Raw genomic sequence first — 14,992 nt, forward strand, 5'->3', positions numbered from 1 at the left:
TGAATATTCATTGCCGGATGGAAGAGGCAAATAAAGAGTGATTTTCGTATAGCTATTGGCCTTAGAATCAATCTCCATATGATAGGCTTCGCCAAATTGAAGATGCAATCGTTGGTCCACATTTTTCAAGCCAACACCTCCTAAACGAAGAAGGGTTTGGTCTGTTGACTCTGATCGGTCAAACCCTCGTCCATTGTCAAAAATCGATACGCAGGCGGAGTCTCCACTGACTTCAGTCGTCACTCGAATGAGACCTGGCCGATCGATTTCTTTAATGCCATGGTAAATCGCATTTTCCACTAAGGGTTGAAGTACCAATTTGGGGAGCTGATAGTCGCCCAACCGTTCATCTTCTAGAATTTCATAGTTGAGCTTTTCACCATAGCGTTGCTTCTGAATGAAAAGATACTGGCGGACATGGTCAATTTCATCTCTCAGTAGGATTTGTTCCTGGCCTTGGTTGAGAGCCAGTCGAAAATATTGAGCCAGAGACTTAGTGATGTCGACCACGCGCCGACTATCATTAAACTCCGCCATCCAGACAATCGTATCCAAGGTATTGTAGAGGAAATGCGGATTAATCTGAGCCGAAAGTGCCCGCAACTCGTAACGCCGTGCGTTCTGCTCCTCTTCCTTGACCTGTTGCATGAGGTTATCGATTTGGTCCAACATGGCATTAAAAGCTTGAGCGAGGTCCACCAATTCTGGAGATCCTTTGGCTGCAGCTCTCACGTGAGCATCTCCTGCTCCAATCCTCAAAATGATAGTCTGAAGGTCTCGTAAGGGTTTGATCCACAAACGCAGAACAAAGCCAATCCCTATTAAACACATAATCAAAGCTAGCAATCCTAGTCCAATGAAAGAGTACAGGAGCTGCGACTGAAGCATCTGAAGTCCTTCAAGTGAAGCCACTCCAATCAAGGTCCAATCACTATCTGGAATCGGAACCTGATAGATAAAATTTTGCCCACCTTTAGCATAGCCATCTTTCACAGCAATATAGGGCTGCATGGCCTGCATTTCTTGGCTGGAGGAATAGACCGCCTTTTTAGGATGGTAGACAAACTCATGCTTTTGATTAATGATAAAACTAAAGCCTTGTTTCCCTAGTTGAAGGTGATCCAAGTAAGCCTGAAGGCTATCGTAGCCAATATCCAAGCGTACTACTCCGAGATTTTGACCAGTCTGATCGACCACTTCTTGGGTAATAGAAACCACCCATTTTTCTTTTTCCGAGGTCAAGGATTCCTTTCGAGCTGGCGTCAAGACCGGCATGGCTCTTTCCTTAATCGCCTCTTGATACCAACTTTCATTCATCATATCTGAAGAAGTCTGCATGCTGATTTTGGTATCTGTCGCTACCAGACGTCCGTCCTTGGTCACCAAGACCGCTGAGACCAGGTCCGGATCCGTTTCAATCATCGTTCGCATCAAGTGCTGAACCGTTTCTTGATCCGCACTTCTATCTTGGGCAAATTGGCGAACAGCCTGTTCCTTACTAAGCACTGTTGTGGTCTGCTTTAATTTTTTTAGATAAGACGTGATAAACTGACTACTTTGGTCGATACTATTTCTTGTCGTCCGCTCCGTTAGCTGGCGGATCGCCCCTGAACTCGTTTGATAGTAAAGGCTACCGATGAGACCAAAAAGTAGGAGAATGAAGAGAAAAAAGTAGAGGACCAGCTGAATCAGCAAGGGATATCGTTTCATTCATGCTCTCCTTTTTTGTACTGCCTTGGCGTCACCCCAACAACCTGCTTAAAGCGTTGAGAAAAATAGTTCATATCTTCAAAACCAACCTGATCGGCAATCTCATAAATCTTTAAATCTGTCGTGAGAAGCAAGAGTTGAGCCTTCTTCATTCGCTCTTGGATGAGGTATTCTTGGAAAGGAAGTCCCAATTTTTTCTTGATCAATACACTTAGATAAGAGGAACTGAAGCCAAGTTGATAGGCCAAATCCTTCAGGGTTAACTGCGAATCTGCTAAACGAGCATGAATGGCTTCTTCCAACTCTGTCGAATAACCATGGCTGACCAAATCTTCGACTTGCGCCTTCTTTCGCTCTTTGTCTAGCTTTCCTTTCACCTTGGCTAACATCTCTTCAATATCATCTTTTGAAAAAGGCTTCAGCAAATAATCATCCGCACCTAACTTGATGGCTTTTCTCGCAAACTCAAAGTCATCATAACCTGTCAAAAAAATGATATGACAAGATGGTGATTGCTCTTTAACGAGATGGGCCAGATCCAAGCCATTCATTTGTGGCATGTTGATATCGGTTAGAAGGATATCGGCTGGTTGCTCTTGAAACTTCTCCCAGGCCTCACGGCCATTTTCTGCCTGGTTGATGACGGTCATTCCAAACTGTTCATAATCCACTAAGGAAGTCAGTCCCTGCCGGATAAGCTCTTCATCTTCCACAATCATGATCGCATACATGTCTTTCACCTACTTGTCTTTGCTATACTTATTATAGCAAATTATGGTTCCAAATGTCTCAGACGTAGTCCAATAAATAACCGTAGCCCTTTTCTTTCATTTCTGCTTTGGGAATGAAGGTAATAGACAAACTATTGATGCAATAGCGAAGACCGCCTTTTTCCTTGGGACCATCGGTAAAAACATGGCCCAGATGAGAATTTCCTACACGGCTCCGAACTTCTGTCCGAGTCATATTGAAACTCTTATCCTCCTTATAGATGGCCACATCAGGACTAATAGGACGACTGAAACTTGGCCAACCACAACCAGAATCAAATTTATCCTTAGAGGAGAAGAGGGGCTCACCAGTCACGACATCTACATAAATACCGGCATCAAACTGATCCCAGTAACGATTGGAGAAGGCACGTTCAGTATCATTTTTTTGTGTCACCGCATACTCTTCGGGAGATAACTTCTTTTTGATTTCCTCATCGCTTGGCTTGGAGTAGCGACTAGCATCAATAACAGGATAAGAAGCCTGATTGACATCGATATGGCAGTACCCATTCGGATGTTTCTTTAGATAATCCTGGTGGTAGTCCTCAGCCTTGATGAAATTGGTCAGTGGCTCTTTTTCCACTGCTAACGGTTTGTCGTATTTTTTTGCTACCTCTTCAAAGACTTGGTTAATAGTTGGAAGATCCTCTTGAGAGACATAATAGACACCTGTTCGGTATTGAGTCCCTTGATCATTTCCTTGACGATTCTTCGACGTTGGGTCGATAATCCGGAAATAATGCAGGAGCAATTCTTTCAGAGATACCTGCTTGACATTGTAAGTGATATGAACTGTTTCAGCATGGCCTGTTTGAGGGACTAATTCATACTTGGTGGTATCCCCTTTTCCATTGGCATAACCTGATTCGGCATCAATGACACCCGGAACACGGGAAAAATACTCTTCCACACCCCAGAAGCAACCACCAGCTAGATAGATTTCTCGTTGGTCTTCTGGATTGACTTTTTCTTCCTTCTTTTTGTTTGCTACTGGTGTCTGACTCATGGACGCTTTTTTGATCTGCTCAGTCGTCGCATCTGATGTATCCAAGGCCATGGATCCTTTGACAAGGAAAAAGATTCCAAAACAAAATAGCCCCACTAAAAGAATGGAAATGAGTTTCCATTTTGTTTCCATTTTATGTCCTCCTTACTTCATTTCTTTTAGAGTCTGGACGATGTCTTCCTTGCTCATATAACCGATATGGGTCTTAGCGAGAGTTCCATCGCTTGCAATAAAGAGTGCCGATGGATAAGAACGAATCCCATACTCTTTTAGCAGTTCCCCTTTACTATCGAGCAAGACTGGGAAATCCTTGTAATCCAAAGACTGGTACCAGTTTTTGAAATCTGCTTCTGATTTTTCACCATTAAAAGTTGGAGCTACAACGGATAAGACCACATAATCCTTACCCGCCTCTTCTTTTGCCAACTCATTGGTATCCTCTAATGTCGATAGGCAAATAGAGCACCAGGAAGCCCAAAATTTGAGGTAAACTTTCTTTCCCTTGTAATCGGATAAGCGGTAGGTCTTACCATCCACTCCTTGCAAGCTAAACTCCTTCACTTTCTTGCCAGATGGCTGCCTAGCCCCAGCTTTGGCTGTTTGTTGGCTCATGTCCTTATTGGAAGTAGCCATTCCTTGACTCGAGCAAGCCCCCAAAAGTCCAGTACACAAGATTCCTGCAGCTACTAAAGCTAATTTTTTCATCATTATCACCTCTTTAAACAAGGAGAAAGTCATCCTCAGATGACCTCTCCCTTCTTTTATTCCTTGTCTGATTTCATATCCGATGATCCACTCTTTTCGTCTTTCATTTCTGAATCGCTAGATTTCATCTCATCTTTTTTCATATCGTCCTTCATTTCAGAACTGCTGTCAGACATCATAGATGAATCTTTCATGTCTTCTTTTTTCATTTTATCATCGGACATGGATGAATCCTTCATGTCATCCTTCTTCATATCGTCCTTCTTCATCATACTACTATCGTCCGTTTTTTTCATGTCTGAATCTGATTTCTGTCCAGAACAAGCTGCTAAAGTGACGATGCTAAGTGTAGCAATAGAAAGTGCAAGAATTTTTTTCATGATTTTTCTCCTTTAATCATTCAAGATTAGTGAAACAGGGATGCGAGGCTATTAAGATTTCCTAGCATCAGCAAGATGCCCATCAAGATGATGAGGGCACCACCAATTTTTTTCAAGGTTCCCATATGGGGCTTGAGTTTAGCAAAATGTTGTAGAACCCAGCTAGAAGCCAAGGCCAAAAGCAAGAAAGGCAGAGCCAAGCCTAATGTATATACCAGCATCAGGAGAGCGCCTTGCAATGCACCATCTCCTCCAGAAGCTGCAATGGCTAAAACAGAGCTCAAAACTGGTCCGACACAAGGGGTCCAACCAAAACTGAAGGTGACCCCTATCAGAAAAGCATTGAAGAATTCATTGCGTTTTTCATCCTTCTTCAGTTGGATACTCTTTTGTTTTTGGAGTTGTCTCAGATTGATCACTTCCATTTGGTGAATCCCTAGTAAGATCACAATCCCTCCTAGCAGATAGCGAAACCATGGAGCATAAAGCACCTGCCCAAGGGCCCCTGCACCGTATCCTAGAATCAGGAAAACAGTTGATAGACCTGCGATAAAACAAAGAGTCTTCACCAAGCCATACCAAGAAATATCTCTTCCAAAAATCCGAACGGTTTTCACACGTTCAGAATCCAATAGAATCCCTACATAGACTGGCATCAGTGGCAAAATACATGGGGAGAAAAAGGATAGAACTCCCGCTAAGAATACTGAAATGGAAAACAAACTGGTTTGAATCATTTCACTACCTCCCTTTCTTTCTGATACCAGTATAAAGAAAAAATCCCTCTAAAAATAGAGAGATTGATAAGCAAAAACTTGAATTTGATTAGAAGGTGAATCTTCCTATCTGCCAACTCTACCTCGTACTTTCAAGTACGAGACTGATCTAACAAGATACTTCTACTTCTTCAGATAATCAATGGCGTCTTGAAGGGTTTTGACGGGCACAATTTTCATCTTCGAATGAATTTGTTTTGCTGCATCTTTAGCGGTTTCGTAGTTTGATTTAGCCTTGGGATTGGCTTTCTTTTCTTCTTTGGAAACAGGGTTATTAGGGGCAAAGAAAATTTCTGCTCCTTCTTTATCTGCTGCAACGACTTTCTTGTCAATCCCACCGATATCGCCAACCGTTCCATCTTGGTTAATGGTTCCTGTCCCAGCAATATGGCGTCCCTGACGAAGGTCCGGTTCTGCCACTTGAGTGTAGATGGCTAGGCTAAACATCATACCGGCACTTGGGCCACCGATGCCAGCTGTCGCAAACTGGACAGGAACATCGCCTTTGGCTTCAGTTCGGTCGATCAGGCTAATCCCAATTCCGTTTTTCCCATTGGTCAATTTGATGATCTTCCCATCTGCGGTCTTGGTTTGTCCATCCTCTATATAGGTCACCGAAACAGGGGCGCCAATTTTTTGAGAACCAACATAGTCAATCAATTCTTTGGAACTCTTAAAGGTCTTGCCATTCACACCAGTGACGGTATCCGCAATGTTCAAGACTCCTTTAAAGGTCGAGTCATCTGCCACTTGCATGACATAAACACCTAGAAAGTCCATCTGGGTTTCTTTCCCAGCTGTCTTTAACCCTTGGTAGATGGCCATATTTTGAGAGGTTTCCATATAGAATTGGTTAATCCGCGTAAATTCTTGGCTCGAACTACCACCGGTCATATCCTTGGCAGAGTAGATATCTGTAAAAGGTGTCGCCCAAGCATAGATCAAATCAGCCGGGGTCGCTTCTTTCACTGCTACGGTTACAAAATCATAGGATCCTGACTTGGTATCTATTTTTCCATCCACTGTCATGACGGATCGAATATCTTCTGCCGTTCCCGGCATCTCAATATAATAGGGAAGGCGAATCACAAAAGCAGCTAGCAAGAGAAGCAAGAAAAGAACTCCTGCAATCGGCCATCGGTATTCTTTCAACCGTCCTTTTTTCTTTTTAGTAGTCAAGCTTGGTTTATTCGCTTGTGTCATCTTTGATTTCCTCCATTACACTCTTTGGTACATAAGGTGAGATATCCTGCTGAAAAGCCAGCAACTCTCGAATACGGGTTGAACTAATGGCCTGGTAAGGAGGCTGGGCATAGAGATAAACCGTCTCCAATTCAGGCGCCAACTGGTGATTAAAATAATCCATATTGGCTTCGTATACCAGATCCTGTGCATTGCGCAAGCCCCGGATCAAGGTGACCACGCCAAGATTGCGCGCCACTGTCACAGCCAACTTTTGAGTCGACGTCACAATTTCAACATTTTCCAAATGAGCCAAGGCCCCTTTCACCATGCGCACACGCTGCTCAATGGAAAAGAGTCCGACTTTTTCCGAATTATAAAAAATTCCGACATAGACACGGTCAAACAAGCGACTAGCTCGCTCGATCAATTGCACATGCCCAATGGTAATCGGATCAAACGATCCTGTAAACAATCCACTTCTATCTGACATATACTGTTACCTTACTAATTCCATAGATTTTTTCTTTCCAGATTCCCACTTGTCCGATTTCCTCAGGAAGTTCTACGTGTTTATCGGTTTCGCACACAATCATGATCTCCTCTGACAAGAGTTGACGCTCGCACAAGGTTTCGATATCGCGAACAATCTCTTCCTTAGCATACGGAGGGTCTAAGAACACCAAATCAAAGGTGCCCGTTAAAAGCCCTAAGGCTTGCTTGGCCTCCATTTTTAGCAGTTGAAACCGTTCCTTTTCCTTGGTCATGGCAATATTGGCTGCTACAATCTCCTGCGCTCTACGATCTCTTTCCACTAGAACGGCCTCTGACATGCCTCGAGAAACTGCTTCGATAGAGAGCCCACCGCTTCCTGCATAGAGATCTAGCACTCTTCCACCATCAAAGTAAGGACCAATCATATTGAACATGGCCCCTCTGACCTTATCAGAAGTCGGCCTGGTTGTTTTTCCTTCAAGTGTTTTGAGGGGACGTCCCCCATAGGTTCCAGATACTATTTTCATAGGGACCATTATACCAAAAAAAATCAGAAAATTGCGATTTGATATGGTCAAGCGACAACTAAAAGAGGCTGGGACAAAAGTCCTAGCCTCTCAATTATTTTTGGATTGTCGAGTAAGACGCAGTGGTTGAGTGGGCTCTACTACGCTGATTTCATCAGCTTTTACACCCCTACTCAACTGTGCGGAGGTGGGACGACGAAATCGAATTCTAACGAATTACCGATTTCTGTCCCACTCTCTTTCTTCCTTATAGGATATTTTCATATTCATCGCGGACAGATTGAGGCCAGACACTGGTTTGGACTTCACCGATATGTTTCTTACGAAGCAAGAACATAGCCAAACGAGATTGCCCAATCCCTCCACCAATCGTGAGTGGGAAGAGACCATTTAACAAAGCCTTGTGCCACTCTAATTGGAGACGATCCTCGTCCCCTGTGATCGCAACTTGACGGCGAAGCGTATCTTCATCGACACGGATCCCCATTGAAGACAGCTCAAAGGCTGAACCTAGAACGTCATTCCAGACGAGGATATCACCATTCAAGCCCTTGTAGCCATTTTCAGACTCTGTTGTCCAGTCATCGTAGTCAGGTGCACGTCCATCGTGTGGTTTGCCATCTGCAAGCTCTCCACCAATCCCGATCAAGAAAACGGCTCCGAATTCTTTGGCAATGGCATTTTCACGCTCTTTTGGAGTTAAATCTGGATAGCGTTCCACCAATTCTTCTGTGTGAACGAAGGTAATTTGTTTTGGAAGAACTGACTCAATATCATAGCGCGCTTCTACTGCTAGTTCTGTTAAACGAATCGCCTTGTAGATTTTTTCAACCGTTTCTTTGAGGTAGGCGATATTGCGTTGACCATTTGGGATGACTTTTTCCCAGTCCCATTGGTCTACATAAACAGAGTGGATAGCGTCTAGCGAATCTTCATCTGGACGAAGAGCCTTCATATGGACAAAGAGACCTTCTCCTTCGCCAAAACCAAAACGTGCCAAAGTATGGCGTTTCCATTTTGCGAGTGAATGCACGACTTCATAAGTCTCATCAGGAATTTGAAGGACCTTGACAGATACCGGATGTTCAATCCCAGAAAGGTTATCCTGCATCCCGTCTCCGACCTTGCTCAAAATTGGTCCTTGGACTTCAATGATGTCCAATTTATCTTTTAAATATTGTGTGAAAGTCGTTTTAACAAACGAAATTTCTTTTTGTTGATGGATAAAACTTTTTTTCATATAATTCCTCGTTGTTAGAAGTTGTAAAACTGATTATACTCCTTTTTCATTCAAAATCCAAGCCTTTTCATTCGTTTTCAACTGAATTTTTCTCTTGCAAAAAGGATTCATTTTTGATAAACTATATGTAACTTTTAAAACGTTACATAGGAGAAGCAACATGTTTGATGCAAAAAAACTAAAAGAAAGACGCCTGGAAAAAGGCTTGACCCAAGCAGATGTCTACGAGGATCTCAAGATTTCTCGCAAGACTTACTCCAGTTGGGAGAATGGCTTGGCGGAGCCACACGAAAAAAATCTCAGGAGGTTGGCCAAGCGCCTCTCCGTTAAAGAGGACTACTTTATTAACAAAGACTCCGCACTCTACACCTACCCTTTATTAACCCCACCTCATCAAAAGAAAGTCGACCAGTTGGCCAGCCAGTTATTGGAACAGCAGCAAAAAGTTGTTTCCTTGACTGCTTATAAGGTTCTTTCGATTGAGCTGGCAGCCGGTTTAGGACACACCTTTTATGACAACGAAACGGACTATGAAACTGTCTATTTTGATCAAGAGATCCAGCACGATTTCGCTTCTTGGGTATCCGGAGATTCGATGGAACCTCTCTATCCCAATGGCTCTGTTGCCCTCATGAAGCAGACTGGTTTTGACTATGATGGTGCTGTCTACGCCCTCATCTGGAATGGAAAAACCTACATCAAGAAAGTCTATCGGGAGGCTGAAGGCTTGCGCTTAGAATCCATCAACCCTGACTACGATGATTTATTTGCTCCCTATGAAGACGAGCCCAAAATTGTCGGCATTGTGGTCGGGCATTTTCTTCCACTTGAGGTGTAAATATGCTATTTGATTATTCACGTGAGCCTCATTCTGATATTGCTTTTGTGGATATGAAAAGTTTTTATGCCAGTTGTGAATGTGTCCGTCTGGGGCTCAACCCCTTGACGACTTCCCTTTGCGTCATGAGTCGAAGCGACAATTCTGCTGGCCTGATTTTGGCGAGCTCTCCCGTTTTTAAACAAGTCTTTGGCAAGAAAAATGTCAGCCGTAGCTACGACCTACCTTTTGATCTCAAGACTAGAAAATTTAATAGCTACGTGGCCAAAAAGCAAGGATTGCCAACGGATCCATCCTTTGTTTCCTACATTGAATCCTGGGCCAAGAGGACCCTGATTGTCCCTCCACGGATGAATGCTTACATTCAGGTCAATATGGAAATTCAGAAGGTCTTTCAGGAATTTGCGGCACCAGATGATATTTTCCCTTACTCGATTGACGAAGGCTTTATCGATCTGACCTCTTCCTTAAATTATTTTATTCCAGATCCCTCCCTCTCTCGAAAGGAGAAACTGGATCTCCTTTCTGCCAGAATCCAAAAAAGGATCTGGCAGGAAACTGGGATCTACTCTACCATCGGCCTCAGCAATGCCAATCCCCTTCTTGCCAAGCTAGCCTTGGACAATGAAGCTAAGCATTGCCGAAATATGCGCTCCAATTGGTCTTATGAAGATGTAGAAAGTAAGGTCTGGAAACTGCCCCAGCTCACTGATTTTTGGGGCATTGGACGTCGGACTGAAAAGCGATTGCAAAAGATCGGGATCACGTCGATTAAAGAACTGGCCCAGGCTCATCCAGATCTCTTAAAGAAAGAATTTGGAGTCATGGGCCTTCAACTTTGGTTCCATGCTCATGGCATTGATGAAAGCAATGTCCACAAGCCTTATCGTCCGAAATCACGAGGCATTGGCAACTCTCAAATCTTGCCCTATGACTACCATCTACAAACCGACATTGAACTGGTGTTTCGGGAGATGGCTGAACAGGTGGCTATTCGCTTGCGACGGAAAAAAAAGAAGACCCAGCTGGTCTCCATTCATGCCTCCTACTCCAAAATCGAGGGGCTTCCGTCCATTCACTGCCAGCAAAAGATTGAGCCTACCCAATCCACCAAGGTTTTATCCGATACGGTTCTGCGGCTCTTTCGCTCCAAGTACGAAGGAGGCGCCATTCGGCAGATCGGCGTTTTTTATGGAGAACTTGTCGAGGAGTCTCTTCAACTCTTTTCTCTCTTTGATGATCCAGTAGCCCTGGAAAAAGAGGAGAAACTTCAGCAGACCATTGACCGCATTCGGGATCAATTTGGCTTTACCTCTCTTCAGAAAGGCTCCTCACTACTAGAAAACTCACGCGCCATTGCTCGCAGTAAACTAACAGGCGGACATTCCGCAGGAGGCTTAGATGGATTAACATGATCGACCGTTCTTATCTCCCTTATCAATCCGCACGCGAATTTCAAGACCGTGGCATGGCCAAATGGGCCGGCTTCTTTTTATCTGAGCACACAACCGCCCTGCATACTAAAGAAATCGACCGCAGTCAGCTTACGATTCTTCCTCTTTCTGAGCAGATCCAGCTCCTCGAGCAGGCCTTCCAACAACAAACGACGATCTCGATCACGACTCTAGAGGGGAATCAATTTGCAACCTACACAGGTTCGATTCACACCTTATCTGCTTCTGAGCTTCTTCTCAAAAGCGATGGTCACTACCACCGGCTCCTTCTGACCTCTATCATTTTTATTGAAGCTGAGGAAACACCGTATGAAACCTATTCAGACTAAACACGAATTACAATTTGATTATTTTTCAGAGAATTACCACCAATTTGAGACAGACTTTTACAAGTGGGCGGCTACTTCTACGCCACTTGTCTTTTTAGAAGACGATATCCTCCACTCTATGGCAGCAGGCCAGCGAAATTATTTTCGTCTCCACCACACCAAAAGTCGGGATCATCGAGACCATTATTTCTATTTTAAGGTTTCCACACTCTCCCAATCACCCCTGACCCGTATTTACGCTTATACAGGACATTTCTTACAAAAAAAGGATAGCTTTATCTGAGAAGCTATCCTTTTATTTAATTTTTAATTTCACTACAGTCCGTACGAGTGATTAGAATCCATCTACGTTGGTGTAGATTTTTTGTACGTCTTCATCGTCTTCAAGAACGCTATAAAGTTTTTCAAATGTTTCCAAATCTTCACCTGACAACTCAACTTCTGATTGAGGAATCATTTCCAATTCTGTTACTTGGAATTCTTCGACACCTGATTCACGCAAAGCAACGATCGCTTTGTGAAGATCAGTTGGAGCAGTGTAGACTGTGATCGTTCCTTCTTCTGCTTCGACATCATCTACATCCACATCTGCTTCAAGCAAAAGCTCAAAGATGGCATCGGCATCATCACCAGCAAAGACGATAACTCCCTTGTTGTCAAAGAGGTAAGATACAGAACCTGAAGCTCCCATGTTCCCACCGTTTTTACCGAAAGCAGCACGGACATTGGCAGCTGTACGGTTAACGTTTGAAGTCAAGGTATCAACGATCAACATCGAACCATTTGGTCCAAATCCTTCGTAACGTCCTTCTGTAAAGGTTTCGTCAGTGTTTCCTTTTGCCTTATCGATCGCTTTATCAATCACGTGTTTTGGCACTTGCGCTTGTTTCGCACGGTCAATAACGAATCTCAAAGCAGTATTTAGTTCTGGATCTGGTTCACCCTTTTTAGCAGCTACATAGATCTCCACACCAAATTTGGCATATACTTTTGAGTTGGCACCATCTTTGGCAGTTTTTTTGGCAACAATATTGGCCCATTTACGTCCCATGAGGATTCTCCTTAAATTTTTTCAAATTATTTTCAATCCTTTATATTATATCATAAATCACAAGACTTGGAAGAGTTTTTTGCGTATCCTTCCAATTGGAGTTGCTCGACTATTCACCTCTTATTGATCTTCCACCCTCACTGGCACCCGCCCCCAGATCTGTTCTGGCAATTGGGGATGCCCTAGTTGATACACCTGATCCGCTTGTTGGGTCAAATCATCCCAAGGTTCCTTACCAATTCGGGTCACGATTTCTACTGATTTTTTCAAGCCTTTGAGATGAGCTTGTCCCTTTGCGGAAAAACCTAAGACATGAATGGCGTCGGGAAGGGCTTGTTCCGTTGCCCCTACCAAGATGTAGGTCAAGATGCGGCGCACTCGCGCCTTAGTATAGCGCTTGGTTGCGACTTTCTCCACCAATTCTTCCACAGAGCTAGTACTTCGAACGGCCTCCTTTATCCGGTTGGCCAGTTCCTCATTGACCTGAAAAATCTGTGTCAAATCCGGATGGGTTAGGATTTGATAACGGAGCAGTTGGTCATAATCCTCCCAAGATACCTGTGGAGCCGACTGAAAGAGTTGGCTATTGGGCATGAATTTAGCTACAAAGTCCTGATCTTCCTTGTGCAGGCGTATACTAGTCGCAGAAGCATAGGCCACTTCTTTTTCTTCTGAATGGTAGCCTGCTCCCTGGCGTTGAATAGGCTTAAGCGTAATCCCCTTCCCAGCACAGGCCTTGGCATAAGCTAGCCCTAAAATATGATTAGGAGTATCCCCTGTGAACTCCACTCCAGCAAAGGTTTCCCACATTTTTTGGGTCTTTTGTGGATAGGATGAATCGTCTGGAAGATTTCGCAAGAAACCTTCCATTTCCACTTTTTTCTCCGAGTAAACTGTCGCAATCGCTTGGTAATCCAAGACTTCTTCTGTCCCAAAGGTTAATTGGTCAATTCCCAGACGGGACAAGATTTCTACCGCTCCCTTGGCAAAATGATCAGCTGACTGAACAGCAACGAGAAAGGGGAGCTCGACCACCAGATCCGCTCCATTTTCCAAAGCCATCTGCGCGCGAATCCACTTGTCTACAATGGCAGGCTCGCCACGTTGAACAAAATTCCCAGACATAGCGACGATTTTCACCCCTTCTGCCTGTTTGAGCAGGTACTTGTGTCCATTATGAAAGGGATTAAATTCTGCAATAATACCTGTAACTGTCATGCTGTCCTACTTCTGTGCTACAAAAAACCAACGTTTGCTGGTCTTTGTTGGCTCCTTATCTTCAAAATCAGCGTACAATTTGAAAGATTTAAAGCCAGCCTGCTCCAATAAGATGTCATAGGTTAAAACTTCATAGGTACGCTCCTCATGGACTTCATCGTGCCGACTAAAGCTACCATCCTCTTCTTGGACAAAGAAGGTCAGCTCATGGACGATCGAGTGAGGGGCTGCATCCTCATAGGTATCCCAGAGCATGGCAAAGTCTTCTGCGTTTTCGTGGTAAGAATAGCCTGGGAAGACCTCATCTGTCTGATAGGTCGAATGGACATCAAAGATAAAGACTCCGTCCTCATTGAGGGCATTATACACTTCTTCAAAGACATCCCCTACTTCTACCTCGTCCTGCATATAGCAGATAGAATCCGAGTAGCAGGTCACGAAATCATAAGTGCCTGCTTGCGACAGGTCCAGCATATTGCCCTCGATAAAATCAATCTTCTGCTTGGCTGAAGCAGCTCTTTTTTCAGCAATTTTCAGCATGTCAGCACTCAGGTCTAATCCTGTCACATCAAAACCAGCTTGAGAAAAGCGAACAGACTGGATCCCTGTCCCACAAGCCAATTCCAGCAATTTTTTCCGATCCTTACTTTTAGGAAGATGCCGGAGGGAAAAATCCGTCCATAAGTCATACAGACTGTCATCCATGACCGCATCATAGACCGCCGCAAAGGTTTCATAAGTAGCCATATTCATGATACAAAGAGCGTTAAAAGCATAGAGAAAATAGGAAACTTTCTGCCCTATCGTCAGATACAAAGGAAGTTACTCTTTTTCTCACAGCTTTTAGCTCGTGTTCAATTATCAAATTAACCAAACACAAGGCCCCATCCTTTCTTTCCATAGAATTTCAATTTAACCAACAAAACTCAGTTGCTACCAACTGAGTTTACCTGCTTATGCTAGGGCTGCTGAAAGATCGACAGCACTTGCTTCGTGCCATAGCTTTTCTAGGTTATAGTGGGCACGCATTTCTTCTGAGAAGACATGGACCACCACACTACCTAAGTCAAGAAGGACCCAACCTCCAGCTGAATCACCTTCGACGTGGCTAGCATTGCCACCAGCTTCAACGACTTTCTCACGAATATTCTCTGCGATAGCCTCCAACTGACGGCTGTTCATAGAGCTTGCGATGACAAAGTAGTCTGTCACGCTGGTCAAGCTTTGAACATCCAAAGCTACAATGTCTTCCGCACGCTTTTCATCTGCTGCTTTGACAACTAGTTCAAGTAGTTCTTTTTCTTTCAT

18 protein-coding genes are annotated in these 14,992 nt (G+C 43.9%); 4 read left to right on the forward strand and 14 right to left on the reverse strand.

Annotation, left to right across the window (positions count from 1 at the left end; genetic code table 11):
- The 10 genes from O3646_RS09785 to asnA form a co-directional block, all read right to left on the reverse strand.
- The coding region (locus tag O3646_RS09785) for a sensor histidine kinase (protein ID WP_155168800.1) at window positions 1-1,710 on the reverse strand (1,710 nt) is incomplete at its 3' end.
- The gene (locus tag O3646_RS09790) at window positions 1,707-2,441 is read right to left on the reverse strand and encodes a response regulator (protein WP_195487221.1); all 735 of its coding nucleotides are present in this window, start codon (window positions 2,439-2,441) and stop codon (window positions 1,707-1,709) included. The genes O3646_RS09785 and O3646_RS09790, both read right to left, overlap by 4 nt.
- A gap of 58 nt (window positions 2,442-2,499) precedes the next feature.
- Window positions 2,500-3,621 (reverse strand): peptide-methionine (R)-S-oxide reductase MsrB, encoded by a 1,122-nt coding sequence (gene msrB / locus O3646_RS09795; protein WP_371610822.1) that lies wholly within the window; start codon window positions 3,619-3,621, stop codon window positions 2,500-2,502.
- A 12-nt stretch (window positions 3,622-3,633) separates the two neighbouring features.
- Window positions 3,634-4,194, reverse strand: a complete 561-nt coding sequence (locus tag O3646_RS09800) for a redoxin family protein (RefSeq protein ID WP_154358963.1) — start codon at window positions 4,192-4,194, stop codon at window positions 3,634-3,636.
- A gap of 56 nt (window positions 4,195-4,250) precedes the next feature.
- A complete protein-coding gene (locus O3646_RS09805; protein ID WP_004219828.1) occupies window positions 4,251-4,574 on the reverse strand; it encodes a hypothetical protein in 324 nt (107 codons plus the stop codon).
- 26 nt (window positions 4,575-4,600) lie between these two features.
- Window positions 4,601-5,311: a thiol-disulfide oxidoreductase-associated membrane protein CcdA2 gene (gene ccdA2 / locus O3646_RS09810; protein WP_155168798.1), complete on the reverse strand. Its 711-nt coding sequence runs from the start codon at window positions 5,309-5,311 to the stop codon at window positions 4,601-4,603.
- 162 nt (window positions 5,312-5,473) lie between these two features.
- Window positions 5,474-6,553, reverse strand: coding sequence for a SepM family pheromone-processing serine protease (locus tag O3646_RS09815; protein WP_155168796.1), 1,080 nt, complete (start codon window positions 6,551-6,553; stop codon window positions 5,474-5,476).
- Window positions 6,537-7,025 carry a pantetheine-phosphate adenylyltransferase gene (coaD, locus tag O3646_RS09820; RefSeq protein ID WP_155168794.1) on the reverse strand — a complete coding sequence of 163 codons (489 nt, stop codon included), beginning with the start codon at window positions 7,023-7,025 and terminating at the stop codon, window positions 6,537-6,539. Before coaD ends, O3646_RS09815 begins: the two co-directional genes overlap by 17 nt.
- Window positions 7,015-7,554 carry a 16S rRNA (guanine(966)-N(2))-methyltransferase RsmD gene (rsmD, locus tag O3646_RS09825; RefSeq protein ID WP_031575882.1) on the reverse strand — a complete coding sequence of 180 codons (540 nt, stop codon included), beginning with the start codon at window positions 7,552-7,554 and terminating at the stop codon, window positions 7,015-7,017. The genes coaD and rsmD overlap by 11 nt, the downstream gene beginning before the upstream one ends.
- Before the next feature lie 247 nt (window positions 7,555-7,801).
- Window positions 7,802-8,794 carry an aspartate--ammonia ligase gene (gene asnA / locus O3646_RS09830; RefSeq protein ID WP_003005888.1) on the reverse strand — a complete coding sequence of 331 codons (993 nt, stop codon included), beginning with the start codon at window positions 8,792-8,794 and terminating at the stop codon, window positions 7,802-7,804.
- 160 nt (window positions 8,795-8,954) lie between these two features.
- On the opposite strand from asnA, the gene O3646_RS09835 reads away from it, so the two are divergent.
- Genes O3646_RS09835 through O3646_RS09850 form a run of 4 tightly spaced genes read left to right on the forward strand, consistent with a single transcriptional unit; the run spans window position 8,955 to window position 11,698 of the window.
- A complete protein-coding gene (locus O3646_RS09835; RefSeq protein WP_004219840.1) occupies window positions 8,955-9,632 on the forward strand; it encodes an XRE family transcriptional regulator in 678 nt (225 codons plus the stop codon).
- Window positions 9,633-9,634: 2 nt separating this feature from the next.
- Window positions 9,635-11,047, forward strand: coding sequence for a Y-family DNA polymerase (locus tag O3646_RS09840; protein ID WP_155167935.1), 1,413 nt, complete (start codon window positions 9,635-9,637; stop codon window positions 11,045-11,047).
- A complete protein-coding gene (locus tag O3646_RS09845) occupies window positions 11,044-11,415 on the forward strand; it encodes a hypothetical protein (RefSeq protein ID WP_155168790.1) in 372 nt (123 codons plus the stop codon). Before O3646_RS09840 ends, O3646_RS09845 begins: the two co-directional genes overlap by 4 nt.
- The gene (locus O3646_RS09850) at window positions 11,396-11,698 is read left to right on the forward strand and encodes a DUF5960 family protein (protein ID WP_049514180.1); all 303 of its coding nucleotides are present in this window, start codon (window positions 11,396-11,398) and stop codon (window positions 11,696-11,698) included. The genes O3646_RS09845 and O3646_RS09850 overlap by 20 nt, the downstream gene beginning before the upstream one ends.
- Window positions 11,699-11,749: 51 nt before the next feature.
- Here the strand turns inward: O3646_RS09850 and O3646_RS09855 are convergent, their stop codons facing one another.
- The 4 genes from O3646_RS09855 to rsfS form a co-directional block, all read right to left on the reverse strand.
- Window positions 11,750-12,466: a YebC/PmpR family DNA-binding transcriptional regulator gene (locus O3646_RS09855; RefSeq protein WP_003005873.1), complete on the reverse strand. Its 717-nt coding sequence runs from the start codon at window positions 12,464-12,466 to the stop codon at window positions 11,750-11,752.
- Window positions 12,467-12,586: 120 nt separating this feature from the next.
- Window positions 12,587-13,684 (reverse strand): nucleotidyltransferase, encoded by a 1,098-nt coding sequence (locus O3646_RS09860; protein ID WP_368397889.1) that lies wholly within the window; start codon window positions 13,682-13,684, stop codon window positions 12,587-12,589.
- A gap of 6 nt (window positions 13,685-13,690) precedes the next feature.
- Window positions 13,691-14,431, reverse strand: coding sequence for a class I SAM-dependent methyltransferase (locus O3646_RS09865; RefSeq protein WP_280523300.1), 741 nt, complete (start codon window positions 14,429-14,431; stop codon window positions 13,691-13,693).
- Window positions 14,432-14,638: 207 nt separating this feature from the next.
- A complete protein-coding gene (rsfS, locus tag O3646_RS09870) occupies window positions 14,639-14,992 on the reverse strand; it encodes a ribosome silencing factor (protein ID WP_003005865.1) in 354 nt (117 codons plus the stop codon).

The sequence above is a fragment of the Streptococcus sp. 27098_8_148 genome (assembly GCF_041432105.1).
Classification (GTDB): Bacteria; Bacillota; Bacilli; order Lactobacillales; family Streptococcaceae; genus Streptococcus; species Streptococcus parasanguinis_AE.

Coding starts and splice junctions, on each gene's coding strand:
- O3646_RS09790 (WP_195487221.1), bottom strand. CDS start 2,441: ATGTATGCGATCATGATTGTGGAAGATGAAGAGCTTATCCGGCAGGGA.
- msrB (WP_371610822.1), bottom strand. CDS start 3,621: ATGGAAACAAAATGGAAACTCATTTCCATTCTTTTAGTGGGGCTATTT.
- O3646_RS09800 (WP_154358963.1), bottom strand. CDS start 4,194: ATGAAAAAATTAGCTTTAGTAGCTGCAGGAATCTTGTGTACTGGACTT.
- O3646_RS09805 (WP_004219828.1), bottom strand. CDS start 4,574: ATGAAAAAAATTCTTGCACTTTCTATTGCTACACTTAGCATCGTCACT.
- ccdA2 (WP_155168798.1), bottom strand. CDS start 5,311: ATGATTCAAACCAGTTTGTTTTCCATTTCAGTATTCTTAGCGGGAGTT.
- O3646_RS09815 (WP_155168796.1), bottom strand. CDS start 6,553: ATGACACAAGCGAATAAACCAAGCTTGACTACTAAAAAGAAAAAAGGA.
- coaD (WP_155168794.1), bottom strand. CDS start 7,025: ATGTCAGATAGAAGTGGATTGTTTACAGGATCGTTTGATCCGATTACC.
- rsmD (WP_031575882.1), bottom strand. CDS start 7,554: ATGAAAATAGTATCTGGAACCTATGGGGGACGTCCCCTCAAAACACTT.
- asnA (WP_003005888.1), bottom strand. CDS start 8,794: ATGAAAAAAAGTTTTATCCATCAACAAAAAGAAATTTCGTTTGTTAAA.
- O3646_RS09835 (WP_004219840.1), top strand. CDS start 8,955: ATGTTTGATGCAAAAAAACTAAAAGAAAGACGCCTGGAAAAAGGCTTG.
- O3646_RS09840 (WP_155167935.1), top strand. CDS start 9,635: ATGCTATTTGATTATTCACGTGAGCCTCATTCTGATATTGCTTTTGTG.
- O3646_RS09845 (WP_155168790.1), top strand. CDS start 11,044: ATGATCGACCGTTCTTATCTCCCTTATCAATCCGCACGCGAATTTCAA.
- O3646_RS09850 (WP_049514180.1), top strand. CDS start 11,396: ATGAAACCTATTCAGACTAAACACGAATTACAATTTGATTATTTTTCA.
- O3646_RS09855 (WP_003005873.1), bottom strand. CDS start 12,466: ATGGGACGTAAATGGGCCAATATTGTTGCCAAAAAAACTGCCAAAGAT.
- O3646_RS09860 (WP_368397889.1), bottom strand. CDS start 13,684: ATGACAGTTACAGGTATTATTGCAGAATTTAATCCCTTTCATAATGGA.
- O3646_RS09865 (WP_280523300.1), bottom strand. CDS start 14,431: ATGGCTACTTATGAAACCTTTGCGGCGGTCTATGATGCGGTCATGGAT.
- rsfS (WP_003005865.1), bottom strand. CDS start 14,992: ATGAAAGAAAAAGAACTACTTGAACTAGTTGTCAAAGCAGCAGATGAA.